Origin of the sequence: Enterococcus hermanniensis (assembly GCF_001885945.1) — a bacterium.
GTDB classification, from domain to species: domain Bacteria; phylum Bacillota; class Bacilli; order Lactobacillales; family Enterococcaceae; genus Enterococcus_A; species Enterococcus_A hermanniensis.
This window is the reverse complement of sequence record NZ_JXKQ01000008.1, coordinates 75,206-99,479: the sequence shown is the minus strand read 5'-3', so window position 1 is coordinate 99,479 and position 24,274 is coordinate 75,206. Positions and strand designations below refer to the sequence as shown.

Genomic DNA, 24,274 nt, shown 5'->3' with positions numbered 1-24,274 from the left:
ATGCATCATGCATCAGAGACGAGAATTTCCCGCGGTACCACTCTTATTGTCGTAATTCGACCTACTCAGGCTATAACGGTAGCTGCCGGTTCATCTCAAAAGCGCGCCCTCTATTTTTGTTTATTCGGCTCTCACCTTCCCGAATTCGCTTTGAAACAGACCATAGACTTCTCTTTTTCATCGATGAATGATTTATCTGGCATTCATACTAACAGAAAAAATGATGTCTGGCTAGTCACGTATCAAAATTTTATACTTTTGGAATAAATAAATTTCCCAGCGTTACTGCCATAACTGCTTTGATCGTATGTAGACGATTTTCAGCTTGTTGAAAGTGTAACGCCTTGCTACTGCGGAAAACTTCATCCGTCACTTCCATCTCTGACAAACCATACGTTGTTTGAACTTCTTTAGCCACATCCGTTGCTAAATCATGAAAGGCGGGTAAACAATGTAAAAAAATCGTTTCCGGATTATGTGTTTTAGCCATTAACTGTTGATTGACCTGATATGGAAGTAACAAATCGATTCGCTCCTTAAACTGTTCTTCCTCACCCATCGATACCCAAACATCTGTATAAATGATATCTGCTTGATTAACACCTTGATCAATATCATCTGTCACTGACACTGTACTGTTCGTTGCTGTAGCATACTTTTTTGCTAATGAAATCAATTCAGGATCAGGATAAAGACTTTTGGGCGTGACGATTGAAATATTCACTCCTAAAATAGCACTAGTGACCAAAAGCGAATGAGCGACATTATTACGACCGTCGCCAACATAAGCCAAAGTTAATCCTGTTAATCTGTCAAAATGTTCTTTGATCGTCAAAAAATCAGCCAACATTTGCGTTGGATGCCATTCATCTGTAAGTCCATTCCAAACCGGAACACCGGAATATTCGGCTAATTCTTCAACGATGGATTGAGAAAATCCTCGATACTCTATCCCATCAAACATACTACCCAAGACTTTAGCTGTATCTTCGACCGACTCTTTTTTTCCAAATTGGATATCATTTTTTCCTAGATATTCGGCTTTAGCACCTAAATCATTCGCAGCAACGGTAAATGCAGCTCGTGTTCGTGTGGACGTTTTTTCAAATAGTAATGCAATATTCTTTCCTAATAAATAGTGATGCGAAATATTTTTTTGCTTTAATTCTTTTAAATGTCTAGCAAAATCAATCAAATAAAGCAATTCATCTTTTGTAAAATCGATTTCTTTCAAATAGCTTTTTCCATAAAAAATATTTTCCATAACAGCACCCCGTTTCTGTCTAAATGCTTTTAAAATGTATTTTTATTCATATTATACGAATAAAAAAGAAAAATCAACCGTGTAATTGAAATTTAATGCAAAAAAATAGCGTCGAATTTCTTCGACGCTAGCTTTTATTTTACTTGAGATAATTTGATTCGATTTAATTTGCAAGTTACAGCGCTTGCCACGACTCCCCCGTTTAGATTGATCGCCGTTCTCCCCATATCGATCAGTGGTTCGACTGCAATGAAAACACCGACTAATCCAACCGGTAAACCTAGAGCAGACAATGAGATAATAGTCGCAACGGTTCCACCGCCGCCCGTTCCTGCAATACCAAAAGAAGTCATAGCAATGATAAAACCGGCATACAATAAAAATTGTGGCGATAACGGATTGATTCCTTGGGTCAGCGCTACGATCGAGATGATTAATCCCGGATATACACCAGCACAACCATTCATCCCCATCGAGGTGGCAAAGGAAGCCGCTAAACCAGAGACGCCACGGGGAATATTTAATTCGTCTTGCATTTCAATATTCATAGGCATCGATCCGGCACTTGAAGCTGTAATAAATGAAAAGGATAAAACCGGAAACGCTTTTTGAAGATAGCGCACAGGTGGTAAGCCACAAATAGCTAAAATGGCTAACTGAATCAAAAACATAATAAACATTCCAATATAAGCGGCCGCAAAAAATTGCGCTAACTTCAATACTGCGGTCACATCATTGTTGACGATCGTAGCAATCATGATCGTCAAGACCGCATATGGAGCATAAGAAATAAACAAACGAACGACAGACATGATGATTTCGTAAGCACTGTCTAAAATATCTTTAAATAATTTTGCTTCTTTCACTTTTTTATCTTTGATTTTTAAATAAGCTACCCCTAAAAAGAAGGCAAAAATCACTACACCTAGCGTTGCGCTTGCTCGTTGTCCTGTCAGGTCAAAAAAAGGATTCGATGGGAAAATTGCAATGATTTTTTGCGGCATCGTTAAGGTTTTTTCACCGCCTGCAACATAATTTTGTTGAATTTCGTTGGCGGAATGCAAAGCAGTTTGCGAGATATTGAATGAATTCCCATCGATCTTTGAAAAATAACCGGTAACGATTCCGATCATCCCAGCAATTCCTGCAGTAACGATCAATGTACTAATGATCGTCATTCCTACCTTTAATACATTCGTCTTGATCTCGATTTTAGTAAATGCCAACAGCACACAGACAAAAATCAATGGAACAGCAATCATCTGCAATAATTTAACATAGACACTCCCAACTATTCCAATCCAATCAGCTAAGATTATGCCATCTGCTTGAGACAATACTTGATTAAAAATTAATCCTAAAATAATACCGAGCGCCATCGCTAATACCACACGTTTAGAAAAGGCCCATTTTTTCTTTTTTAAATAGATCAGTCCATATAACGATCCCATAATAATTAGAAAAGCTCCTGCTAACAACACCTAACCACTCCATTTCATTTCGATTTGTTTAATAAAGATCCACGATCTTTCTTTGAGTGCTAAGGAATGATTTTCAATAATATATACATTTACTTTCGTAAGTGACGAATTTCACATGACTAGTTGGAAGTCATTGAAAAAACGAATCACGATCCTTAGAAACTCTAAGTTTAATTCCTAATCAAAATCATTGATACGCCTTATTCATAGCTTCAACTCCCCTTTACAATTAATGGTCACTTACAACTAAAGTATAAAAATTAAATAGCGCTTTCACAACTAGAATGAGGAATCTATTAACGAATTCTTTACTTATTTTTAGTAGTAAAAAAATAAAAAAACAACATTTTTCGATAGCGAGTGAAAATTTCCTAAATAAAATTTTTCCTGATTCCTTCTCAAAGAAGAGAACTAGTGGATTTTCCGAATGATTTATCAAAGGAATCGATTATTTTTTTTACTTGTGAAATAATTTTATGCTGATAGATACAAAAAGAACAGCCCTTAAGAGCTGTTCTTTTGTGGTTACTAAATATGTTGAAAAGCCAAACTTGGATCAGCATTCAACGCCATCGTTGCAAAATGTTTTTTCTGTAATTCGATATGGGCTGCTGCACCGATCATAGCTGCATTATCACCACAAAGTCGCAAAGGTGGAACGATCAAGGTCATTTCGGGTAATTCGTTTTCGATCGCCGTAGCCATCGCTTCTCGTAAGCCTTTATTCGCTGCTACCCCACCAGCTACGATCAACTGTTTTACTGGATAGGCTTTGCATGCTTTGATTGTTTTAGTCACTAAGACTTCAACAACGCTTGCTTGAAAACTAGCAGCAAGATCATTTCGGTCTAATTGTTCATCCCGTTGTTCTGCATTATGTGTAAGGTTGATAAATGCACTTTTTAAGCCACTAAAACTGAAATCAAAATTGTCTTCTTTGATCATTGCTCGTGGAAAATTATACGTATCTTGCCCCTCATGAGCCAATGCATCGATTTCTTTCCCACTCGGATAATTCAAACCTAAAACGCGACCGACTTTATCATACGCTTCGCCGGCAGCATCGTCGCGAGTTTCACCGATGATTTCAAATGAACCATTTTCAGCCATATAAACAAGTTCGGTATGGCCACCGCTAACTAGTAGAGCCATTAACGGAAACTCTAGTGGCTGAACCAAACGAGCGGCATAAATATGACCCGCCATATGATTGATTGGCAATAATGGCAAGTTATTGGCCCAAGCAAAAGCCTTGGCAGCACTTAGCCCAATCAATAACGCACCTACTAAACCAGGGCCATAGGTAACTGCAACCGCAGTTAAATCTTCGACACACACATTTGCCTCAGTTAATGCCTCTTCGATACAAAATGTAATTTGTTCGACGTGGTGGCGACTCGCAACTTCAGGGACAACACCCCCAAAGCGTTTGTGACTTTTTATCTGTGAAGCCACGATATTTGAAAGGATCTTTTCGCCATTTTCGATCACAGCAACACTTGTTTCATCACAGCTACTTTCGATTGCTAAAATCAATTCTGTTTCATTCATTTTGTATTTCCTACTTTCAAGCTCATTAAAATCGCATGTTCTTGCGGATGGTGATAATAATTTTTCCGGATTCCAATCTCTTGGAACCCAAACTTTTCATAAAAAAGACGCGCCTCTTGATTCGAAGCACGAACTTCTAAAAAAATACTAGCCACAGCCTGGGATTCAGCTCGCTGTAGCAATTGCCCCATTAGCTTTCTGCCGTACCCTTGCCCTTTGTCTACGGAAGCAACATTTGTGATTTCTATTTCGTCACAGACTTGCTGAAAACTTAAGAACGCACAAATTTCGCTTCCTTCTGTTAGGTAATGGCTGTGCGGTTGTGCCAAGTCACTAGTAAATTGTTTAACTGTCCAAGGTGAGCCATATTGATAGGCCATTTGACTGATTTCAAAAAAGGTTTGAGCCAATTCTTTCAAAACTATTCCACTTCCAATTGTTTGATCATATCTAAGGCATCTTCATTATTCTCGGTATAATAATTTTTTCGAATATTACTTGCCACAAAGCCCAATCGTCGGTACAAACGCTGAGCATCTGCATTGCTTACTCTAACTTCCAACGAGAGCGTTTTACAATCGTTTATTATAGCGAAATTTTTTACTTCGTCAATCAGCAGATGACCGATGCCTCTATTCTGATACAAATTAGCTACCGCAATATTCGTAATATGCGTATCATTACCAATCAATCGACTCCCGATAAAACCAACAATTTGCTCTTCTTCTGTCAGCAGGCATAAGTAAAGATGTGGGATTGGCGAATGAATTTCTGATAAAAAAGCACTCTTTGTCCAAGGCGTTTCACCAAAGTAAACATCTCGCTCTAAAGCTATCAGTTCTTTGGTGTCACAATCCAAAATTTTTCTCAATAAATATTTGTCGTCTCCTAATCGAACAAATTTCGTTGCAAAAGGATATTGTTTCCCATATAAAATCGTTTTGACTAACCCGCTAAATTTTTTCAACATAATTTTCGTCCTCTGGATGATGGGTTTCCAACCATTTTTCCTCCGCTTCTACTCGTTTTAAATAAGCTGGTACTAATCCATGAATATCATCGATTGGTTGGGCCCGATAGCCTAGTTTTCCTAACGTTAAGCCATTCGGTAAGTTCAATGTATCTGACGTAGCGATTGTGGCAGAAGGCAGAGTTGCTTCGATCTGCTCAATAAATTTAGTTGTTTCTCCAATAAACAACGCCGGTTCCGTGATTTTTTCAATCAATGTTTCAAAGGATGTATGTTGATCTGGAATCAGATTAACCAACTGATTATTTTCCCAACGATAAGCTCCCGCATAGACATTGTTTCTACGAGCATCCATGAGAGGGACGATCCATTTATTTGTTTGCGCATTGGCAGCGATCACGGCCAAACTTGAGACTGTTGTTACCTCGATTTTTAAAGTTTCTGCCAGTGTTTTTGCAGTTGTTACCGCAATTCGAATACCTGTATAAGAACCAGGGCCCACAGCAACGACGATCCGATCTAAATCGGCCGGTTTTAACCCACTAGTTTGCATGACCGTTTCAATTGCTGGCATCAATGTCAAACTGTGATTCATTTTTCGATTCAGCTGAAATTGTGCCAATACTCGGTCATCTTCTAAGACCGCTACGGCTAATGTTTGATTGGATGTATCCATTGCTAATAGTTTCATATTGTTCATTTCCTCGCATTTAAGATAGCCATATTTTAACATAAACTAGAAATGCTTTCCTACTAACTGTTTAAAGATTAATCGTTTCAAAATAAAAAAGAGCTGCCATGTTGGCTGCTCTTCTTTTAATTCATTGATCCACGTTAGACTAAAGTTGTTCTCAACGTGATTTTTCGTGTTACTGGTCTCCATAGAAAATATCTGGATTTCCAAGATTTAAATAGTACCCTCGATGCGGCTTACAGCGCTTCGATAAAACGTGTAAATCCTTCTTGTCCTTCAACGTCTCGCTTATACACTCCCGCATCTTCTAGTACTCTAGTAAAGATATCTCCTACAGATTGTTGAATAACTTCCTTAACATTTTCATGGGTGATATTCTGTGTTGCCTTTAACTGATTGGCCCATGCAACATGATATTCAGCAATCGTATTTTCTTCATCTAGTAAATAATTGGCGACTTCTTTTAATTCCCCATTTAAACGTGGTGGTAAAATTGCGAGACCCATGACCTCGATCAAGCCAATATTTTCTTTTTTGATGTGTTGGACATCACGATGCGGATGAAAGATCCCTTCTGGAAATTCTGCCGAAACATTATTATCACGTAATACTAAGTCTAATTCAAATAAATCAGCATTGCGACGAGCAATCGGCGTAACCGTATGATGCTGGATGTCATCAGCAGTTTGCGCGACGATATTCAGTGCCTCATCAGAATAATTTTGCCATTTTTCAAAAATATGATTGGCCGCCTCAATTAACTCATTTTGATTTTTTCCTTGCAAACGAATCACAGACATTGGCCACTTCACGATACCGGCAGTAACCGTTGGATATTCGTTTAATTCGATCGTACGCTCAATCTCAGCCACCGCCATTGGAAAAGTGTGCCTTCCACCTTGGTAATGATCGTGCGAAAGAATCGAACCTCCTACAATTGGTAAATCAGCATTGGATCCCACAAAATAATGTGGCAAAACTTCAATAATTTTTAACAGACGTTGGAAAGTCGCTTTTGTTATTTGCATTGGACGATGTTCTTCAGAAAGAATAATACAATGTTCAGCGTAATAAGCATACGGCGAATACTGGAAGCCCCAGCTTTCACCATTTAAATTCATCCGGATGATTCGATGATTGGTTCGAGCAGGATAATTTGTTCGACCTTTATAACCTTCATTTTCCATACACAATAAACAATTTGGATAAACTGAGTTTACTTCCTGGCTTGCTGCAACAATTTCTTTTGGATCTTTTTCTGGTTTTGAAAGATTGATTGTAATTTGTAATTCTCCATATGCTGTTTTTGCTGGAAAGTGAATGCTACGCGCAATTGATCGCGTTTTGATATAATCGTTGTCTGTACTGATTTTATAAAAATAATCCGTTGCTTGAATAGGGTCTTTTGAATAATATTGTGCAAAATAGGCGTTGACCACAGAAGGTGGTGGCGTCATAAAGTCCATTAATTGGGCAGCTAAAATATCTTTTTCAGTCCCATTGTCAGCAATCTGTTGGTTTTTGATTGCTTGCTCAAGTAAGACATCGACCAATTCGACTGCTGGAACGGTCACTGGCCGTACTTCTGATTTTTCTAAAGTCGTCTCACCGATCAAAGCGATCACACGATTTTCTAAATAGATTCGATCCATTTCCATCCAGCCACCCGATTGGATCGCTAAGGTAATAAAATCTCTAACTGTTTGACTAATTGACACACTATTTCCTCCTAAGTCGTTTCAAAACACTTATTTTTCAAACTAATTATTCTGCTGATTACTAAAACGATTAATCTTCATAACCGTGCGGATGACTGACATGCCAATCCCAAGCAGTTTGAATAATAGTTTTGATATCGGTATATTCTGGATTCCAGCCCAACGTTGCTTTTACTTTTTCACTTGATGCGACTAAACGGCTAGGATCGCCTGCACGACGTGGTCCCACTTCAGCCGCGATTTCTTTTCCTGTCACTTCACGGGCAGCCTCTAACATTTCTTTCACTGAGTAGCCGTTATTTGATCCAAGGTTAAAGAAGTTACTTGGGTTTCCAGCTTTTAAATAGTCTAACGCTAAAATATGAGCAGCTGCCAAATCTTCTACTTGGACATAATCCCGAATACAAGTACCATCCGGTGTATCGTAATCTTCACCAAAAATTGTTAAATGATCACGTTGGCCTAAGGCTACTTGTAAAATGATTGGGACTAAATGAGTTTCTGGATCATGATCCTCACCAATAGTTGCATCTGATTTTGCTCCAGCAACATTGAAATAGCGCAATGCTACGTAACGCATTCCGTAGGCTTTGTCACACCATTTCATCATTTTTTCCATTATCAATTTACTTTCGCCATACGGATTGGTTGGATTGGTTGGGACCTCTTCTGTAATCGGCGATACTCCCGGTTCGCCATAAGTAGCCGCGGTTGAAGAAAAGACGATATTTTTTACGTTGAACTCTTCCATTACTTCTAATAAATTTTCCATTCCTACAACGTTATTGTTAAAATACTTCAGAGGCTTTTCCACCGACTCGCCTACTAATGAACTTGCAGCAAAGTGCACCACGCCTTCGATCGCTTCTTGGCTAAAAACTTTGCGCATGAATTCTTTATCGCGACAGTCGCCTTCATAGAAAGTTGCGGCTGAATGAACCGCCATTCGATGCCCTGTCAATAAATTATCGACGACAACTACTTCATAGCCTTGTGAAATTAATTTGTCAACTGTATGTGAGCCTATATACCCTGCTCCCCCTAAAACTAAAATAGCCATTTAATGAACTCCGATCAATTTTATTTAGTAAACAAATTATAATTTTTTTACTAAATTTCCGCAAGGTATGACATGCCTTAAGCTTTTCATTTTGATGTTTTTGCTTCATAATGAATATATCAGATAAAGGAGTGGTGTAAATGCGTAGATTTGCTTCTGGCTTTGTTACAGGTACTTTAGCTGCAGCCGCAGTAGTTACAGGTGTCGTAATGAGCGTGAAAAAGAAAGTCATTGACCCAATCGAAGAAAAAGAATCAAAAGTCGATGAAAATCGTAAGAAAGCTCAAAGAAAAAGAATCGCAAGATAAAAAAGAACGCCATGATGGCGTTCTTTTTTATTTCAAAATTGATTGAGCAATGTTTTTGGCTAAATAAAAAATACGATCTGAATTTTTAGGACGTGGTGAAGCAGCCGTCAACCAATCTAGTCCTTCTAAAGGAATACCATAGCAATAGACGTGTTGTAAAACGTGCTTTTCTTGATCGATAATTTGGTGTGTTTCGCGTTTTACCTTCAGCGCACCAGTAAAATGATCCTTTCCTTCGAAGTAAAGGTTATGCGGCGTGAGATAGCCGGCTTCACGCATTTGAATAAACACTGGATTTAGTGTTTTCTCAAGACTTGTTGCTGGTAAGCGTGCTTCAATCAAATTAGTTCCCTTGTAACATTCGTCTGGTTTTTGTTTACTATAAGCAGTAAAGTGGCTATCTGTTTTTCCCACGGTCATTTGGGGTGCTAAAAATGTAATAATGCCCGCTTCCGTCAACGCTAGTAATTGCTTTTGACGGATCACAGGTGCCCCGATCGTTAAAAAACTATATTCGCGATCAAAGGATCCAAAAAATTCTTCAAACAAATCTTTTGAAGTAAATTTTTGGTGGTCAAGCATCCAATTCCAAGGATCTTGCAATTCTTTATACGTATCAATCGCGGCCCCGACAGCGCCTGTCTGGTTGCCTTGCTCTGCAGCTTTAATGTCTTTTCTTAAATAATCCTGAATAAATGTTGAAAATTGTTCTGGTTCTACCTCTTTAGCTGGATCCAATAACAGTTGCCAATCCAATCGCTGAGATTTTGGTATCTTGTATCGTTCTAATACATCCTCGGAGTCACCTAATCGGTAAGCGGTTAAAAAATCCGCTAAATTAATTTGCACAACGCTTTTTAGCTTCTGGTGATAATAGGCTAATTCAGCTTCTTTCCGCACTAATTTAACAAAAGTCTGAACATCCCCCTCAAAGGTCTCCATAAATTCTGGTGTCAGTATTTGAGGTTGCGCTTCTTCACCGGGACGTTTTTGATTGTTTGGACGTGCATGATAGGGAATTCCTCTGCCTGAGCCTACAATGACCGGCTGTTCTTTGCCTGTTTTTTGATAAATTAGATGGCCTCCATCTTCAATAAATGACCCCTTCCAATGATTTACTAGTAAAGCCAAATAATCAAAAAAACTCAAGCCTAATCCTCGAATCAAAATAGCTCCCTTTGGATTCAAACGAGTCAAATCTGTATCCGCCGGATTTCCAGGTCCTTGATAAAATAAACCATGTTCCTGCGCAAATTGATGATTTTCTTGCTCCGCTTGTTGTAATTCATTTTGCGATTGCCCTGTTGCAAGGATCACATCGTCAACTCGGAAAGAATTTGTTGTTTGTAAAATAATCTGATCCTTTTGTAACTTTACGCTACTTACTTTTTCTGTGATCAATTCTATCTGAACATTTTTAGGCGCTGTCTTTTTTATTTGTTCAAAAAACCAATTTTGATAAACGCTATAGTAGCGACGTTGACAATAGTCATTTACACCTAATGCTAGTTCTGGCAAAAAGTCAGCAATAAGATTAACTTTCTTCAAATAATTTCTAGCTTCCCTTTGGTTCCATTCAGCAAAATTTGGTCCGTCATCTTCCGAAAAAAGAGTTACATGTTGCATGACGGTATTCATAATAACTTGATTGGTTTGATTTTTTCGCCAAACTTTTCCGCCAGGACCATTGGGATCAAAAATTAATAGTTTGATCTCAGAAGTTGTGGGTACTTGTTTAACTAATTGATCTAATACAATCAAACCATAGGGACCCGCACCAATAATCGCAATTTTTTTCATAAGTCTGCCTTCTTCACTTAGTTGATAATTTTAGCTTAGAGAAGAAATGCACATTTGGCAATTAAAAAGCCGCTGAAAGATCCCAGCGGCTTCTAGTGCTTATTTTTTTAATACAAAACGGTCAAACGCTTCTTTTACGCCATCTTGTGCATTTGTTGCTACGGTGTAGTCAGCCGCCGCTTTAATATTTTCAGTGGCATTTCCCATCGCAATCCCAGTCCCAGAGAATTCAATCATTGAAAGGTCATTTTCGGCATCGCCGATCGCCATCACTTCGGATTGTTGAATTCCTAAATGTTCACTTAACTCTTTTAAAGCCATTCCTTTGCTGGCTTTTGGATTCAACCACTCAACGAAAAATGGTGAACTCCGGACAATCGTGTATTTTTCAAAATATTCAGCAGGAATTTTTTCAAACGCTACTTTCAATACTTTCGGATCATCAATCATCATCATTTTGACTGGTGTGACTTCACGAGCGATTTCTTCAGGTGTCCGGAAATGAAGCGGCATATTCACTAAATGTGACTCTAAAACAGTATAAGGACTGATATCACGGTTAGATGTGTACATCGCCTTCTTATCTGCACTGTGCAAATGAATATCTAGTGTTCGTGCTAAATGATCGATCTCTAAATAGTTTTCACGAGTCAAGCTATGCTCAGCAATAACTTCCCAAGTATTCGTATTCAAGACTAAACCGCCATTATAGGTAATGATATAATCATCGACTTGATTCAATTCCAATAAGTCTAGCTGTGCACGGGCTCCAGTAAGTGGGCGGCCAGTACAAAGAACCACATAAACGCCATTTTTCCGTGCCGCTTTGATCGTCTCGATCACAGGTTGGGTGATTTCATGGTTCTCATTCAATAACGTTCCATCTAAGTCGATGGCAACAAGTTTTATAGTCATAACATCCTCCTGAAAAAGTTTTCATCTAATATAATAAATGTATTTTAATTTACAGTCAATCGCATGAAAAATTACCTTACATGGCGCATAATGATGATTTTTATATAGAAAAACAGTTAGACATTTGTCTAACTGTTTTAAATTAATCGATCTTCTTTTGTTTCACTTTTCCTGTCCAATCTTGCATGCCGCCTTTTAGAATGAATAAGTTAGTGAAGCCATTCTTACGTAATAAATTAGCCGCGCGTGCGCTGATTGATTTATTTTGATCATAGATATAGATAGGTTGATCTTTGCGTAGTGAACTCATTGTTTCTTTTAACATTGTGTAAGGAAAGCTACGTGCTCCTAAAATATGCTTTGAATTAAATTCATCCCGTTCACGAACATCAATGACTTGTGCTTTACGCATACCTGATTGAAATTCTTCTTGTGTGATCACTTTTGCAGAACGTTTCACCATAATGCGAACAAATAATTCATACAACCCGTATAAAACGATTATTGTAATTAATACAATATTGATTTTCCACCAAATTGACATAAATCGATTCCTTCCTTGCTGCTTTTTCTATTTAGCCAATGATGCAGCGCCGATCACGCCCGCTTCATTTCCTAATTCTGCTAATTTGATTTTTGTACTTTCACGAACTTGTGGGAAAGTAAATTCTTTAAAGTATTTTTCTACTCGGCTACGTAAAAATTCACCGGCTGCTGAAACACCACCACCAATAACAATTGATGAAGGGTTTAATGTATTTCCTAAGTTACCGCAAGCTAAACCAAGATAGAAAGTAACTTTATCAATGACCATCAATGCTAGGTCATCTTGTTCTTCTTCAGCTAATTCAAAAACATCTTTACTTGTGATGTCTTCACCATTATCTAGACGAGCTTTTAATTTAGAACCGCCAGCATACTCTTCGGCTAATTGACGAGCCACACGTACAACACCGGTTGCACTTGCTACGGTTTCTAGACAGCCACGTTTGCCACATGTACATTCAAACCCAAGAGGATCTACAGTAACATGTCCAATCTCACCGGCACAACCAGCTGCTCCATGAAGTAATTCACCGTTCATGATAATGCCGCCACCAACACCTGTTCCTAACGTCATGAAGATCACATCAGGTTCATTATCACCGGCACCTTTCCAACGTTCGCCTAATGCAGCAACATTGGCATCGTTATCAATCGTAAATTTGATATTAGTCCCTTTTTCGATTTCTTTTTTGACTTGTTGCAAGGTTGTCCAGTTTAAGTTGTAAGCCCCGATAACTGTTCCAGCCTCGATATCTACACTCCCAGGAGTTCCCATACCGATACCAACAAATTGATCTGAAGTCATTCCATATAAAGACAAATGATGATTAATTGAACCAATGATATCTGGTACAATATGTGAGCCATCATCTAGAATATTGGTCTCAATACTCCATTTTTGTTGGATTTCTCCGTCTTCAGTCAAAATTGCAAACTTAACCGTTGTCCCGCCTAAATCAATTCCTAATAATTTTTTATCCATACTAGTCACCTTCTCGACTTTCTTCAATGTGATGTTCCCGTTTTAAGATGCTCCAGCCTTGTAGATAGGTATCACGATCGATCAGCCGCCCCTCATACAAATTCTTCAGTTCGAGCTGCATCAATTCAATATCATAGATTCTTTTTCCGACGTAAACATAAATGCCGAATTGTTTCAATAACTGTTGTACATCATATAAACTTTCCATCAAAACACATCCCCAGTATTATACAGAAAAAATTGCTATTTTTATAGCCCAAATTTCTAAAAAAATTTTTCTTCAAATTGTATTTTATAGTATTGTCTCATCCCTAGCAAACCGAAAAAGATTATTTTTGAATAAAAAAGCGGTCCTTTAGCTCTTTTCAATCCTATTTATTTAAGGCATTAACTTATTTCAATAAAAAAATACGAGCCTAATGCTCGTATTAATTTAATAAGCCGAATTTTCTAATTCCAAAAAGAATACAAATGACTGCAACAAAAACAAATAATAAAGCGGCGGTCACCCGTTCTCTCGTTGTAAAACGATCTTTAGAAAAAGGAACTGCTAATGCCCAGCCTGAGAAAAGCCCTCCAGCGATACCGCCTAAATGACCCCAAATATCAATCGTAGAATCAAATACCCCGAAAGCAAGATTCATTAAAATGAATAAACCAAACTGACGAGTCAACGCTTGAATATTAGGATTATCGCGATAATGTAATCCCACAATCAAAAAGGCACCAAACAAACCAAAAAGTGCCGTACTGGCTCCTCCTGATAAAGTTGTTGGTTGATTAAAAGCAAAACTAGCTAAATTTCCCATTACACCGCTTAGCAAGTAAATAATCGCGAAACGCCAGTGACCAAAAATCGCTTCACACTGTTGCCCCATGTAATAAAGGACTACACTATTCAAGGCAAAATGCATCAAACCGAAATGAATGACCATCGGTGTAATGAACCGCCAATACTGATGCTGAAAAACGATTGATGGAGCAAACATCCCTAACTGATTCTCAATCGCTAAATTAGGTAATAGATACTGCAGTAAAAAAACAACTGTATTTATTGCGAAAATCGTATACATAACATAAGGTTTATTTCTTCTCATGCTGTCCCTCTTTCAATTTTTTAGCCAAAATCAACTGATCGATCGCTTGATCAAATTTTTCTGGCTGCCAATTCTCAAAAATTTGTTCTTTAAAAACGAAACTGACCGTATGGCCTTGATAATTTTCTAAATAGCGATCATAATAGCCACCACCAAAACCGATCCGATACTTTTTATGATTAAAACATAGACCAGGAACGATCAATAAGTCGATTGTCTCAGGCAGTGCGACTGCCTCAACTTCAGGTTCTTCGACACCGAATTTCGTTGTTTGATAGTCTGTCGCAGGATCCACCCAATGAAAAACCATTTTTCCTTTAGGTAAAGATTTCGGCACAGCGATTTTTTTTCCTGCTGCAAAAGCTTTTTGGATCAATATTTCTGTCGGAAATTCGATTTTGGTTGCTTTTGTCACCCCAATTGTCTCGGCTGACTTCCAAATAGAACTTTCAAAAAAATGGTCATATATTTGATTGACTTGGATTTGACGTGTTTCACTTTTTGCTAACTCAATCAATCGTTTGATTGCTTGTTGGCGTAATACATCTTTTTCCACCCTATCACCTTCTTAGTAAAAAGAATAGCAAAGTCTGAGCAAAATAAAAAGGGGATCACTCCCCTTTAAAGAAATCACTAGAAATTTGACGTGCGATTACCAGACCACCAATTGCATTAAGATGCAAATGATCACCACTGTCATAGCTTGAAAACAATTGACCCTTTTCTTCAACCATCGCCGCAAAATCCCACAATGTTTCTTGTTTTTTCCGTAACCAGTGATTGATTTGTTGCCGGGTATTTTCTTTAGTTGCATCCATTCCTGGATAACCTAAACATGGCGTCAGCGTACACAGTCGGTAATCAATACTTCTTTCTATACAATAATCAATCAATTGGTTAATCGCTGCTTGAAAACGCTGCAGATCCAATTCTCCATGGATCAGATCATTCGCTCCCAAAAAGATAATCACTTTTTTTACATTTTGATGACTGTCTAAACATCTTTTTAAACGTTTAAAACTAGCATAACCGTAGAATAAGCTATTGTTACTAGTAGTCGCTTCATTTCCACTACTGTCCTTTAATAGAAAACTTCCATTGATTCCTTGATTGACTAAAAAAAGATTTTTTTGACGTAATTGACGTTGCAAGGGCGCTGTCCAAGTAGCACCTTCTGTCAGAGAATCACCTAAAGCAAGGATACATTCTCCTTCGACATCCGCTTCGATCGTCAGTAAACCAGTACAAAAATCAGCTCTTCCTTTTTCTGGTAAAAAATCAGCATCATTAAAGGCATAACCACTTTCTAGTGGTGTTGCTTCAAAACTAATTTTCCATTTTGAAGCCTTCGGATCAATTGGAATAGTTTGCGTTTGATAAAACTCCCCTGGCGCAAGCGAGAATGATTTAACTCGTTCCATACATTCATTTGATTGAATTGTTAATCGCCGAATCGATTGGATTTGATCTCCGTAATCATTCGCAAAAACCAAGCGTATTTGTTCAATCGGAGTGATTTGTTTAAGCAATATCTCCACCGTCTCTTGGTGCTCGCTGTACGCAAAAACACCGCGTTGAGCATGACTCCAAATCGTTGTCCAAACCATCTTCTAGTACTCCAATCTATACACGTTTAAGCAATTGTAAAATAAAGTATGGTGCCCCAATCAATGACACAATAATTCCCGCGGCCATTTCGCCGCTAGGCAAAATCACTCGCGCTAACACGTCACTAAATAATAACAAGATCCCGCCGATCAAAGCTGTCATTACCAACGTTTGATTATTTTTTCTTCGTGTGATCTGACGGGCGATATGTGGAGCAATCAACCCGATAAAACTAATGCTACCAGCGATTGAAACACTCACTGCAGCTAAACAGACGGCACAAATTAAAAAGAATAATTGTGTCTTTTTAAGTTTCACACCTAATCCAACCGCTACATCATCACCCAATTCCAATACTTCTAAATAGCGGCCTCTGGACATTACTAATGGTATCAAACAAACGATCCATGGTAGCAATAAAAAAACATGCTGCCAAGTCGTTCCCCAAATAGTTCCAGATAACCATGAAGTAACGAATTGATAATTGTCTTTTGACACACGGATCGTTCCTAATAAAGTTAAAGCTGAGATCCCCGCATTGACTGCGACCCCTGACAATAATAAACGATTAGGAGTGATTCGCTCCGATTGGCGACCAAAAAAATAGACCAATATTGTAGCAAAACAACTACCCAAACAGGCAATAAATGGCAATAACCAACTGCTCTCTCCACTCGCATAAAATCCTAAATAGATCAAAACAGTCAGACCCGCTCCGGCGTTAATCCCAAGAATTCCAGGATCGGCTAAATCATTGTGCGTGATCGTTTGAAAGATATAACCAGAAACAGCCAGTCCCATTCCGGCCAGGATCGAAACCAATAGCCGTGGAAAGCGAAAATCAAAAATAATCAATTGCTGGCTTCTACTTCCCGTTCCTTGAAAAACTTGCATTAAATCATAGAAAGAAAGTTTATTCGTTCCAACTGTTAAACTTAAAAAAATCCCGATGATCATCAATAATAACAAACAAAGCCATCCGATTTTTTTTCTCATAAGCTTCCCTTCCTTATTTGTAAAAGTAAAAATGGTACACCGATGATCGTGATGATGACTCCAGTTGGTGTTTCAAGTGGTGGGGCTACTAGACGAGATGCGACATCTGCCACTACGAAAAATAAAGCCCCAAATACCGCCGAAGCGGGTACAACATAACGATAATCATGACCAACAAAATAACGAACGATATGAGGAACGATCAACCCGATAAAACTGATTGTTCCAACTAACGATACCGCGCTCCCTGCTAATAATAGTACACAAAACATGCTAAGCCGCCGAATTCGATTCGGGTTTCGGCCTAAATTAAGAGCTGTCTCATCACCCAAACTTAATAAGGTGACTTGAGAGCTGATCATGCACGAGCCAATCAGACCAATAAGTACGATTGGAAAAATAATTCTTACTTGTTCCCAAGTGATATTACTTGTTCCTCCAACAAACCAGAACGTCATCGATTGATTCAAGTCAAACATCAGATTGATGCTTTGACTGATGGCTGAGAAAAACGCACTCAATGCGGCTCCCAATAAAACAATCCGTACCGGTGATAAGCCAAACGAAACTCGGGTGGATACTAAATAGATCAATAAGATCGCAACTAACGCACCCAAAAATGATCCTGCTAAGCCAACTATCGGGGCTGGATTGGCCGTCAGTGCAAAAATCAACGCTAACCCCAAACTAGCACCTGAATTGATGCCCAATAGGCCTGAATCAGCGATTGGATTGGATGTAATGCCTTGCATTAATGCTCCTGATACTGCAAAACCTGCTCCGACTAATACTGCTCCAATCATTCTTGGTAATCTCAAATATCGAACCAATTGTTCCCCCTGATTGCTAGCATTAAAATGCAGCAACGCCTGACTTACGTCTGTCCACTTACTGGTTACTGCTCCATATCGCAAAGAAAGAAACATCGCAATGACCAATCCTAAAATCACAATAGGAAAAAATACTTTTCTTTCCGTCATTCGTCAGCTCTCCTTTACTAGATCGTAAGTTAGCACGATAGGCTTATCACTATTAGGTAACGTCGCAAAGGTTGCTTGGATATCAAAAAGATTCAATAATTTGTCCGCTGTAAAAATTTCTTTCGGTGTGCCTTGAAAAATCAATTCACCCTTTTTCATTCCTAATAAATAATCAGAAAAGCGTGAAGCATGATTCAAATCATGAATCGTCATCAAAATCGTTTTTCCTTGATGATTGATTTCTTGCAATAATTCTAAAATTTCTAATTGATGCGCTGGATCTAAAAACGTGATCGGTTCATCCAAAATTAAAATATCTGTATCCTGAGCCAGAGCCATGGCAATCCAGACTCGTTGTTGTTGCCCACCAGACAATGTCAGTAAAGTCCGCTGTCTTAATTTTGTTAGATTCGTTGATTCTAGGGCCCACTGGATCAATTGATGATCTTCTTCTTTCAACCCAGCAAAACCTTTTTGATAAGGAAAACGGCCGTATGCCACGATTTCCTCAACTGTTAAACCATTCACTTGTGTAGCTGTTTGAGACAAGGATGCAATCTTTTGAGCAACTGTTTTTGTATCTAAGTGTTGGACATTTTCACCATCTATGTAAACATCGCCTTTAGCCGGTTCTAAAATCCGGGCCAAAGCTTTTAAAAAAGTTGATTTTCCACTTCCATTTGGGCCAATCAAACTAGTGATCTTTCCATCTGGAATATCTACTGTAATATCATTCACAATGATTTTTTTGTCGTACCCAATTGAAAGATCATTTGTTTTCAATTTTGTCATCGATCTTCCTCATTTCTTTGATAATCGTTCTCAATTATCACCTTATTTTATCTTTACGTCAACTGCAATTTAATTAAAATTACTTATTGACAGGTGCTAGACTTTCAGCAATAATAACAATTGAGAAGTGTTCTCAATTAACTTTAAAGGGGTTTTTTTATGTTCAAGAAAATAATTTTAACAACCGTTTCAGTGTTAACGCTTTTAAGTTTAGCCGCTTGTGGGCAAAGCAGCGAAACTAAAGATACATCAAGCGACGTGCGTACGTTAACAGATGCACAAGATCATAAAGTGGACGTTCCAAAAAAACCTAAACGAATCATTGCTTCTTACTTAGAAGATTATTTGGTGGCTCTAGATGAAAAACCAGTTGCTCAATGGACTGTTGGTGAAGGAAAGATTCAACATTACTTACAAGATAAACTAGATGGTATCCCCACTATCAATTATGACCTTCCTTATGAAGACGTTTTAAAATTTGAACCTGATTTACTTTTGATTGGTTCCGATGGCACATTAGAAGGTGGCAAATACAAAGAGTACGCAAAAATCGCTCCTACTTATGTAGTTAAAAATGGTGAAGATGTGACTTGGCGTGAACAATTAGAAGATATCGCCAAGGTACTAGGTAAAGAAGACAAAGCAAAAAAAGTCGAAACTGACTATGATGACTTAGTGAAACAAACTAAAACAGATTTAAAAGATAAGATCGAAGGCAAATCGGCTGCTGTATTATGGGTAACGAACAATTCTGCCTTTATGGTTGCAAGTAACCGTTCCAGTGGTGAATTAATCTATAAAGAGTTAGGTTTTGAAGTTCCTACATTAACCAAAGACATCAGCGAAAAAGCAACTTCTGATTTCTCACAAGTTTCATTAGAAAGTCTTTCTCAACTAGATGCTGATTATTTGTTCTTAGTCAATAGTGATACTGGTGCTGCGATGTTTAAAGACCCATTATGGAGCAGCATTCCTGCTGTTAAGAACAATCACTTGTACGAATTCGATGGCAATTCAAGTTGGTTGTATAACGGACCAATTGCTTATACTAAAATTATCGAAAATATCAAAGACGTCCTTAAATAAAAAAGTCGTTTGACCGAGCACTCCTTTGTTTAGGAGTGTTCTAGTCAGACGACTTTTATTTTTTACTTCGACGGCTTCGGGTAACGGGTTCCGTGGTTTTCGCTAAAAATTTTAGTTGATAAGGTTCATGATAACGAATCCCCTGTTTAACAAAATCTCCACCAACAATAAATAAACCAATGGGATTTAACGGTTCTACTTGGCGAATCACTCCGACGGTTTCTAATTCTCGATAACTTTTTCCAATCTGCAGCTGATACGTTTGATCATCTACTTGTTTAACATAGTAATAAGGATATAGTGTGTTTTCTTCGATCAAAAATCCCTCATGCTTAGTCAAATCATTGGTAAGTATTTCTCGCTTATCAACCAATGATTGGATGTTTTCAACCAACCTCAATTGATAATCTTCATCAAAATCTACCGCAACTTCTTTCGCATGTTCAAATAACTTTTTATTTTGTTTTGTCTGTTCACTTTGAATATTGAATGCATCATCCGGCAAATATTTAACAAACAATTGTGTGATATCTATTTTTAAGTTTTTATCTAAAAAGTAATAGAAAAAATTTAATACCGAAAAATAGATTAGAGCTAAAAAGACTAAACTATATAAGAAAAATTGAAGATAGTTTTGATTGTCCCATAGGCCATAAACAATGCGTAAAACGTAAAGTGTCGGTAAAATGCTTAATATTGTATAAGCTCGATTCAGATATTTAGGACTGATATCTAAGAACCCTAAAAATTTATTTAACCCATTAATAATATCTAATAACAATGTCATTGGCTATCACCTGTTTCTGTTTCTGTCGCTGCTGCCCCATTTGTAGGTTGTTGTTGCGTAGCTACGGATTGCGATTCTTCTGTCGATGTTGATCCTTCACTAGATGATGTATCTGAATCTACAGAACTTTCTACTGTGCTGACCGCACGATTCTCAGCATCATTGTCATCACTAGTAACAACTTCACTCGTAGAAGGTTCCTCACTTATTGTATTTGAGGAAGCGGTCGTCTCATTTTCACTTGAAAAGCTATCGGAAGGTTGAGAAGAATCGCTGGTTTTTGTTGTAACTGTTTCGACCGTGGTACTTGGTGTTGTAGTACTACGATAACTCGAATGATTGAATACACTAGTAGTAGTCGCAATCAAAATCGATACCGTCAGTAATGCGATCGGCTTTAAAATTGGTGGAACTTTACGCATCGAATTCTTCCTTTCTGAATAGATGATTTATTATACTGATAGTTGTACCATTTGAAACTTATCTTTTGCTTAGGAATATGTGAAGATTTTATGTAGTTTTAAAAAAAAGCCAGCGTCCGCGAACGGACGCTGGCTTTTTAATGTAATTATTTTACTTCTTTATGCAAAGTAACTTTACGTTCGCGTGGGCAATATTTCATTTTTTCCAAACGATCTGGGTTGTTACGTTTGTTTTTGTTTGTTAGGTAGTTACGTTCTTTACAAGAAGTACATTCTAAAGTGATGTTTACGCGCATGATTTTCCCTCCCTAGTAATAACGGTTTTTCCAAGATATTTCTCAGACTTTGATATCATATCATGTTTTTTTCTTGTTGACTAGCTTTTTTGCAAAATTTGTTAAGTAAATTTACTTGACGATTTTACAATTGAGCTTCAATGTCTTTAGCGATCTCTTCTGGTTTTGTTTGCGATGCATAGCGCTTGATGACGTTTCCTTCACGATCAACTAGGAATTTTGTAAAATTCCATTTGACCGCTTTGTTAAGTAATCCACCTTGCGCGCTCTTCAAATAACTGTATAACGGATCTTCATTTTCACCATTCACATCGATTTTAGCAAATGTTTGAAATGTTGTATGATATTTCAACTGACAAAAATCTGCGACTTCTTCATTCGAGCCAGGCGCTTGATGTCCAAATTGATTACATGGAAAATCTAATACTTCAAATCCTTGTGCTTGATATTGTTCATACAAATTTTGTAGCCCTTCATACTGAGGGGTAAATCCACACCCAGTCGCGGTATTAACGATCAAAAGAACCTGACCCTTATACTCTGCTAATGCCTTTTCACTGCCATCGGTTGTTTTTACTTTAAAATCATATACTGTCATTGATTCCACTCCTCAAAAAAAACTAAGGAGCAAAAGCTCCCTAGTTTTATTGTACGCCATATGTGTCAGCAAATGCATCAATTATCTCTTTTGCAATTGCTTTATTTTCACTATCATGTGCTTCATCCAAGTTAGGAAGCATCACACTGATAGCAATTTGTGGTTTATCATACGGGGCATAGGCCACGATATTACTATTGATCGTACTTGCTCCATTTTCGGCCACTGTTTCGGCGGTACCGGTCTTAGCTGCAGGATCTAGTTTTGCTGAAGCAAGATCACGAGCAGTCGTATTTCCATCAGTTCCGTGAACTGCTTGATAGAAACCTTCTTTAATGATACCCATCTGATCTGAAGTAATTTTTACTTGGTTTAGTTTCTTACCCGTGACTTCTTTTTCCAGACTGCCTAATCCACCACTATCATTATTTCCATAAATACCTTTGACTACATGTGGGGAGATCCGTGTTCCACCATTTGCTACCGTTGCCGCATACTGGGCTAACTGCATCGGTGTGTACGTATCATATTGCCCAAATGATAAATCGAGTAAGTTACCGCCACCAGGTCCATTTTCTTCACCAAAATTAGTATTCTTAATCCCGGTTGATTCATTTGGCAAATCAATCCCTGTACTTACACCCATCCCGTACTCAGCAAAAGCGTTACGTAATTTATCATAACTTTCTTTCGTCGACGCACTGTCTGGCAAGCTCATATTCTGTTGGTAAGTAACACCTAGCATCCGTAATACCAATTGCATCATATAGGCATTGGATGACCACTCTAACGCTTTGACTGTATTTAAAGGAATCTGATTTCCTAGAACCTGATTATAGATTGAGCCTTTAAGCGACGTTCCCGCTAATTTAATTGGCTGATCAATCAATGTATCATTCCCGGTAATAACACCTGTTTGATACCCCGCAGTAACCGTCCCACCTTTGACAACCGAACCTGGTACAAAAGCATTGGTGATTGTTCCGAGTGCATTTTCAGTTAATGTTTTACTATTGGTATCGTGGCTGAAGCCGGCCATCGCATAAACTTCTCCATCATTCGGATTCATTGCGACTACATAAGCACCTGGTGAATATTTAGCTACGCCACTATCGACCATTTTTTGATAATGTGTTCGTAAAATATCTTCTACTTTTTGTTGAAATTCTGCATTGATCGTTAGAACAACGTTCGAGCCTTTTTCGCCTTTTTTAACTTCGGTTTGTTTTTCGATATTCCCTTGCTGGTTCAAAGTGACTTTATATTCGCCCTTTTTCCCTTGCAAAACATCTTCATATTGTTTTTCTAAATAACTTTTTCCGACACGATCGTTGCTGGCATAGCCTTTTTTTAGATAAGCTGCTGCTTCTTCAGCCGGCAATCCTTCTTTTTCCGTCGTGATCGAGCCTAAAATACTTCTTAGTGAACCGTCTAAATTATCATTGTATGAACGATCCCAATCAGTTCCGGTGGAAACACCTGGTAAATCTGCTGCACGTTCAGCCACGACAGCCAATTCTTCATCCGTAACATTTTCATTTTTAACAAAAACGGTGCTTAATGCTGAAGCACTATTCATGCGTTTAAAGATCGTCGCGATTTTTAATTGCTCATCGCTGAATTGGATTTCACTGTCTTTGACTTTATCAACTAATTTTTGATATTCATCTGATGTATCGAGATTCTTTTCTTTAAACGATAAACGATCTTCTGCTTCTTTCAAATGATCTGCATCTGCTAACCAAAAATCTTTTTTATCGCGGGTAGTTAACGTGTCATCTGCTGGCACATCGATCAGTTTATTCAACTTTTCAGCCAATTTAAGAATATCTTTGGCCTCCATTGAATTTCCCCGCGTAAAAGTAATTGCTGGATTGGCAGCATTATTGACCAATGCGGTTCCTTTCGCATCATAGATAACGCCTCGTGGTGCATTTTCTTTTACGGTGATCGTAGTAGATGCCTTCATTTGTGCCTTCATTTTGTCGCCCTCCACGATCTGCAAATAGCCCAAACGTGAGACTAAAATGACAAATAACGCGAAGATGACGAAGAATAAGATATTTAGCCGAAATGGCACATGGCTCTTACTTTTGCTGCGGCCAGATTCGTCCGCTTTTTTTAAATGATCAAAAAATTTCTTTAATGGATTCGTTGGTTTCATTCATCTGTTCCTTCCGTTCAACAGTTCTTTTTTTATTGTAGCCGAAAAAAGAATTTTTCAAAAGGATTATTCTTAGTTCCTTTACCATAGTTTAAACATTTTAATAATTTAAACCCGTTTTGTCTGCATCAATGTTTCACAGTTTCATGATAAAAAATT

26 protein-coding genes are annotated in these 24,274 nt (G+C 38.0%); 2 read left to right on the top strand and 24 right to left on the bottom strand.

Annotated elements, in window-relative coordinates:
- Nucleotides 1-250: 250 nt before the first annotated feature.
- From argF to galE, 8 genes are all read right to left on the bottom strand, one after another.
- Nucleotides 251-1,264, bottom strand: a complete 1,014-nt coding sequence (gene argF / locus RV04_RS09930) for an ornithine carbamoyltransferase (protein ID WP_071858309.1) — start codon at nucleotides 1,262-1,264, stop codon at nucleotides 251-253.
- Between the two features lie 134 nt (nucleotides 1,265-1,398).
- On the bottom strand, nucleotides 1,399-2,745 hold the full coding sequence (locus RV04_RS09925) for a cation:dicarboxylate symporter family transporter (RefSeq protein WP_084405603.1): 1,347 nt from the start codon (nucleotides 2,743-2,745) through the stop codon (nucleotides 1,399-1,401).
- A gap of 528 nt (nucleotides 2,746-3,273) precedes the next feature.
- On the bottom strand, nucleotides 3,274-4,296 hold the full coding sequence (gene tsaD / locus RV04_RS09920) for a tRNA (adenosine(37)-N6)-threonylcarbamoyltransferase complex transferase subunit TsaD (RefSeq protein WP_071858308.1): 1,023 nt from the start codon (nucleotides 4,294-4,296) through the stop codon (nucleotides 3,274-3,276).
- On the bottom strand, nucleotides 4,293-4,715 hold the full coding sequence (rimI, locus tag RV04_RS09915) for a ribosomal protein S18-alanine N-acetyltransferase (RefSeq protein ID WP_071858307.1): 423 nt from the start codon (nucleotides 4,713-4,715) through the stop codon (nucleotides 4,293-4,295). The genes tsaD and rimI (RV04_RS09915) overlap by 4 nt, the downstream gene beginning before the upstream one ends.
- 2 nt (nucleotides 4,716-4,717) lie before the next feature.
- A complete protein-coding gene (rimI, locus tag RV04_RS09910) occupies nucleotides 4,718-5,266 on the bottom strand; it encodes a ribosomal protein S18-alanine N-acetyltransferase (protein WP_071858306.1) in 549 nt (182 codons plus the stop codon).
- Nucleotides 5,250-5,957, bottom strand: a complete 708-nt coding sequence (gene tsaB, locus RV04_RS09905; RefSeq protein ID WP_071858305.1) for a tRNA (adenosine(37)-N6)-threonylcarbamoyltransferase complex dimerization subunit type 1 TsaB — start codon at nucleotides 5,955-5,957, stop codon at nucleotides 5,250-5,252. Before tsaB ends, rimI (RV04_RS09910) begins: the two co-directional genes overlap by 17 nt.
- Nucleotides 5,958-6,196: 239 nt before the next feature.
- A complete protein-coding gene (gene galT, locus RV04_RS09900) occupies nucleotides 6,197-7,678 on the bottom strand; it encodes a UDP-glucose--hexose-1-phosphate uridylyltransferase (protein ID WP_071858304.1) in 1,482 nt (493 codons plus the stop codon).
- Nucleotides 7,679-7,748: 70 nt separating this feature from the next.
- Complete coding sequence (gene galE, locus RV04_RS09895; RefSeq protein WP_071858303.1) at nucleotides 7,749-8,738, bottom strand: UDP-glucose 4-epimerase GalE; 990 nt, start codon at nucleotides 8,736-8,738, stop codon at nucleotides 7,749-7,751.
- Nucleotides 8,739-8,878: 140 nt separating this feature from the next.
- Here galE and RV04_RS09890 point away from each other — a divergent pair, with 140 nt between their 5' ends.
- Nucleotides 8,879-9,046 (top strand): DUF3042 family protein, encoded by a 168-nt coding sequence (locus tag RV04_RS09890; protein ID WP_071858302.1) that lies wholly within the window; start codon nucleotides 8,879-8,881, stop codon nucleotides 9,044-9,046.
- Between the two features lie 27 nt (nucleotides 9,047-9,073).
- Here RV04_RS09890 and RV04_RS09885 read toward each other — a convergent pair whose 3' ends face one another.
- The 11 genes from RV04_RS09885 to RV04_RS09835 form a co-directional block, all read right to left on the bottom strand.
- Nucleotides 9,074-10,846, bottom strand: a complete 1,773-nt coding sequence (locus RV04_RS09885) for an FAD/NAD(P)-binding protein (RefSeq protein ID WP_071858301.1) — start codon at nucleotides 10,844-10,846, stop codon at nucleotides 9,074-9,076.
- Nucleotides 10,847-10,945: 99 nt separating this feature from the next.
- Nucleotides 10,946-11,761, bottom strand: a complete 816-nt coding sequence (gene yidA / locus RV04_RS09880) for a sugar-phosphatase (RefSeq protein ID WP_071858300.1) — start codon at nucleotides 11,759-11,761, stop codon at nucleotides 10,946-10,948.
- A 142-nt stretch (nucleotides 11,762-11,903) separates the two neighbouring features.
- Complete coding sequence (locus RV04_RS09875; RefSeq protein ID WP_071858299.1) at nucleotides 11,904-12,305, bottom strand: rhodanese-like domain-containing protein; 402 nt, start codon at nucleotides 12,303-12,305, stop codon at nucleotides 11,904-11,906.
- 27 nt (nucleotides 12,306-12,332) lie between these two features.
- Nucleotides 12,333-13,289: an ROK family glucokinase gene (locus RV04_RS09870; RefSeq protein WP_071858298.1), complete on the bottom strand. Its 957-nt coding sequence runs from the start codon at nucleotides 13,287-13,289 to the stop codon at nucleotides 12,333-12,335.
- Between the two features lies 1 nt (nucleotide 13,290).
- A complete protein-coding gene (locus tag RV04_RS09865) occupies nucleotides 13,291-13,497 on the bottom strand; it encodes a YqgQ family protein (RefSeq protein WP_071858297.1) in 207 nt (68 codons plus the stop codon).
- A gap of 220 nt (nucleotides 13,498-13,717) precedes the next feature.
- Complete coding sequence (locus RV04_RS09860; protein WP_071858296.1) at nucleotides 13,718-14,386, bottom strand: rhomboid family intramembrane serine protease; 669 nt, start codon at nucleotides 14,384-14,386, stop codon at nucleotides 13,718-13,720.
- Nucleotides 14,373-14,942: a 5-formyltetrahydrofolate cyclo-ligase gene (locus tag RV04_RS09855; RefSeq protein WP_071858295.1), complete on the bottom strand. Its 570-nt coding sequence runs from the start codon at nucleotides 14,940-14,942 to the stop codon at nucleotides 14,373-14,375. The genes RV04_RS09860 and RV04_RS09855 overlap by 14 nt, the downstream gene beginning before the upstream one ends.
- Before the next feature lie 55 nt (nucleotides 14,943-14,997).
- Nucleotides 14,998-15,993: a GDSL-type esterase/lipase family protein gene (locus RV04_RS09850; protein ID WP_071858294.1), complete on the bottom strand. Its 996-nt coding sequence runs from the start codon at nucleotides 15,991-15,993 to the stop codon at nucleotides 14,998-15,000.
- A 16-nt stretch (nucleotides 15,994-16,009) separates the two neighbouring features.
- Entirely contained in the window at nucleotides 16,010-16,990 is a 981-nt protein-coding gene (locus tag RV04_RS09845) for a FecCD family ABC transporter permease (protein WP_071858293.1), read from the bottom strand.
- Nucleotides 16,987-17,970: a FecCD family ABC transporter permease gene (locus tag RV04_RS09840; protein WP_071858292.1), complete on the bottom strand. Its 984-nt coding sequence runs from the start codon at nucleotides 17,968-17,970 to the stop codon at nucleotides 16,987-16,989. Before RV04_RS09840 ends, RV04_RS09845 begins: the two co-directional genes overlap by 4 nt.
- A 3-nt stretch (nucleotides 17,971-17,973) precedes the next feature.
- Nucleotides 17,974-18,762 carry an ABC transporter ATP-binding protein gene (locus tag RV04_RS09835; protein ID WP_071858291.1) on the bottom strand — a complete coding sequence of 263 codons (789 nt, stop codon included), beginning with the start codon at nucleotides 18,760-18,762 and terminating at the stop codon, nucleotides 17,974-17,976.
- Between the two features lie 159 nt (nucleotides 18,763-18,921).
- Here RV04_RS09835 and RV04_RS09830 point away from each other — a divergent pair, with 159 nt between their 5' ends.
- Nucleotides 18,922-19,848 carry an ABC transporter substrate-binding protein gene (locus RV04_RS09830; RefSeq protein ID WP_071858290.1) on the top strand — a complete coding sequence of 309 codons (927 nt, stop codon included), beginning with the start codon at nucleotides 18,922-18,924 and terminating at the stop codon, nucleotides 19,846-19,848.
- Between the two features lie 55 nt (nucleotides 19,849-19,903).
- On the opposite strand, the gene RV04_RS09825 is transcribed toward RV04_RS09830, so the two are convergent.
- The 5 genes from RV04_RS09825 to RV04_RS09805 all read right to left on the bottom strand — a co-directional run bounded on the left by RV04_RS09825 (nucleotide 19,904) and on the right by RV04_RS09805 (nucleotide 24,115).
- The gene (locus tag RV04_RS09825) at nucleotides 19,904-20,635 is read right to left on the bottom strand and encodes a DUF6681 family protein (protein ID WP_071858289.1); all 732 of its coding nucleotides are present in this window, start codon (nucleotides 20,633-20,635) and stop codon (nucleotides 19,904-19,906) included.
- Nucleotides 20,632-21,057, bottom strand: coding sequence for a hypothetical protein (locus RV04_RS09820; RefSeq protein ID WP_071858288.1), 426 nt, complete (start codon nucleotides 21,055-21,057; stop codon nucleotides 20,632-20,634). Before RV04_RS09820 ends, RV04_RS09825 begins: the two co-directional genes overlap by 4 nt.
- Nucleotides 21,058-21,203: 146 nt before the next feature.
- Nucleotides 21,204-21,353: a 50S ribosomal protein L33 gene (gene rpmG / locus RV04_RS09815; protein WP_010740369.1), complete on the bottom strand. Its 150-nt coding sequence runs from the start codon at nucleotides 21,351-21,353 to the stop codon at nucleotides 21,204-21,206.
- A 124-nt stretch (nucleotides 21,354-21,477) separates the two neighbouring features.
- Nucleotides 21,478-21,951 (bottom strand): glutathione peroxidase, encoded by a 474-nt coding sequence (locus RV04_RS09810; RefSeq protein ID WP_071858287.1) that lies wholly within the window; start codon nucleotides 21,949-21,951, stop codon nucleotides 21,478-21,480.
- Between the two features lie 46 nt (nucleotides 21,952-21,997).
- Nucleotides 21,998-24,115: a penicillin-binding transpeptidase domain-containing protein gene (locus tag RV04_RS09805; protein WP_071858286.1), complete on the bottom strand. Its 2,118-nt coding sequence runs from the start codon at nucleotides 24,113-24,115 to the stop codon at nucleotides 21,998-22,000.
- Nucleotides 24,116-24,274 lie beyond the last annotated feature (159 nt).

Excerpts from the sequence above, each read along its gene's own strand:
- RV04_RS09810 (WP_071858287.1), bottom strand. The coding sequence starts at position 21,951 with ATGACAGTATATGATTTTAAAGTAAAAACAACCGATGGCAGTGAAAAG.
- RV04_RS09820 (WP_071858288.1), bottom strand. The coding sequence starts at position 21,057 with ATGCGTAAAGTTCCACCAATTTTAAAGCCGATCGCATTACTGACGGTA.
- RV04_RS09805 (WP_071858286.1), bottom strand. The coding sequence starts at position 24,115 with ATGAAACCAACGAATCCATTAAAGAAATTTTTTGATCATTTAAAAAAA.
- RV04_RS09825 (WP_071858289.1), bottom strand. The coding sequence starts at position 20,635 with ATGACATTGTTATTAGATATTATTAATGGGTTAAATAAATTTTTAGGG.
- argF (WP_071858309.1), bottom strand. The coding sequence starts at position 1,264 with ATGGAAAATATTTTTTATGGAAAAAGCTATTTGAAAGAAATCGATTTT.
- rimI (WP_071858306.1), bottom strand. The coding sequence starts at position 5,266 with ATGTTGAAAAAATTTAGCGGGTTAGTCAAAACGATTTTATATGGGAAA.
- RV04_RS09840 (WP_071858292.1), bottom strand. The coding sequence starts at position 17,970 with ATGACGGAAAGAAAAGTATTTTTTCCTATTGTGATTTTAGGATTGGTC.
- galE (WP_071858303.1), bottom strand. The coding sequence starts at position 8,738 with ATGGCTATTTTAGTTTTAGGGGGAGCAGGGTATATAGGCTCACATACA.
- rpmG (WP_010740369.1), bottom strand. The coding sequence starts at position 21,353 with ATGCGCGTAAACATCACTTTAGAATGTACTTCTTGTAAAGAACGTAAC.
- RV04_RS09845 (WP_071858293.1), bottom strand. The coding sequence starts at position 16,990 with ATGAGAAAAAAAATCGGATGGCTTTGTTTGTTATTATTGATGATCATC.
- RV04_RS09835 (WP_071858291.1), bottom strand. The coding sequence starts at position 18,762 with ATGACAAAATTGAAAACAAATGATCTTTCAATTGGGTACGACAAAAAA.
- RV04_RS09860 (WP_071858296.1), bottom strand. The coding sequence starts at position 14,386 with ATGAGAAGAAATAAACCTTATGTTATGTATACGATTTTCGCAATAAAT.
- tsaD (WP_071858308.1), bottom strand. The coding sequence starts at position 4,296 with ATGAATGAAACAGAATTGATTTTAGCAATCGAAAGTAGCTGTGATGAA.
- RV04_RS09885 (WP_071858301.1), bottom strand. The coding sequence starts at position 10,846 with ATGAAAAAAATTGCGATTATTGGTGCGGGTCCCTATGGTTTGATTGTA.
- RV04_RS09830 (WP_071858290.1), top strand. The coding sequence starts at position 18,922 with ATGTTCAAGAAAATAATTTTAACAACCGTTTCAGTGTTAACGCTTTTA.
- RV04_RS09890 (WP_071858302.1), top strand. The coding sequence starts at position 8,879 with ATGCGTAGATTTGCTTCTGGCTTTGTTACAGGTACTTTAGCTGCAGCC.
- tsaB (WP_071858305.1), bottom strand. The coding sequence starts at position 5,957 with ATGAAACTATTAGCAATGGATACATCCAATCAAACATTAGCCGTAGCG.
- RV04_RS09870 (WP_071858298.1), bottom strand. The coding sequence starts at position 13,289 with ATGGATAAAAAATTATTAGGAATTGATTTAGGCGGGACAACGGTTAAG.
- RV04_RS09875 (WP_071858299.1), bottom strand. The coding sequence starts at position 12,305 with ATGTCAATTTGGTGGAAAATCAATATTGTATTAATTACAATAATCGTT.
- yidA (WP_071858300.1), bottom strand. The coding sequence starts at position 11,761 with ATGACTATAAAACTTGTTGCCATCGACTTAGATGGAACGTTATTGAAT.
- RV04_RS09850 (WP_071858294.1), bottom strand. The coding sequence starts at position 15,993 with ATGGTTTGGACAACGATTTGGAGTCATGCTCAACGCGGTGTTTTTGCG.
- RV04_RS09865 (WP_071858297.1), bottom strand. The coding sequence starts at position 13,497 with ATGGAAAGTTTATATGATGTACAACAGTTATTGAAACAATTCGGCATT.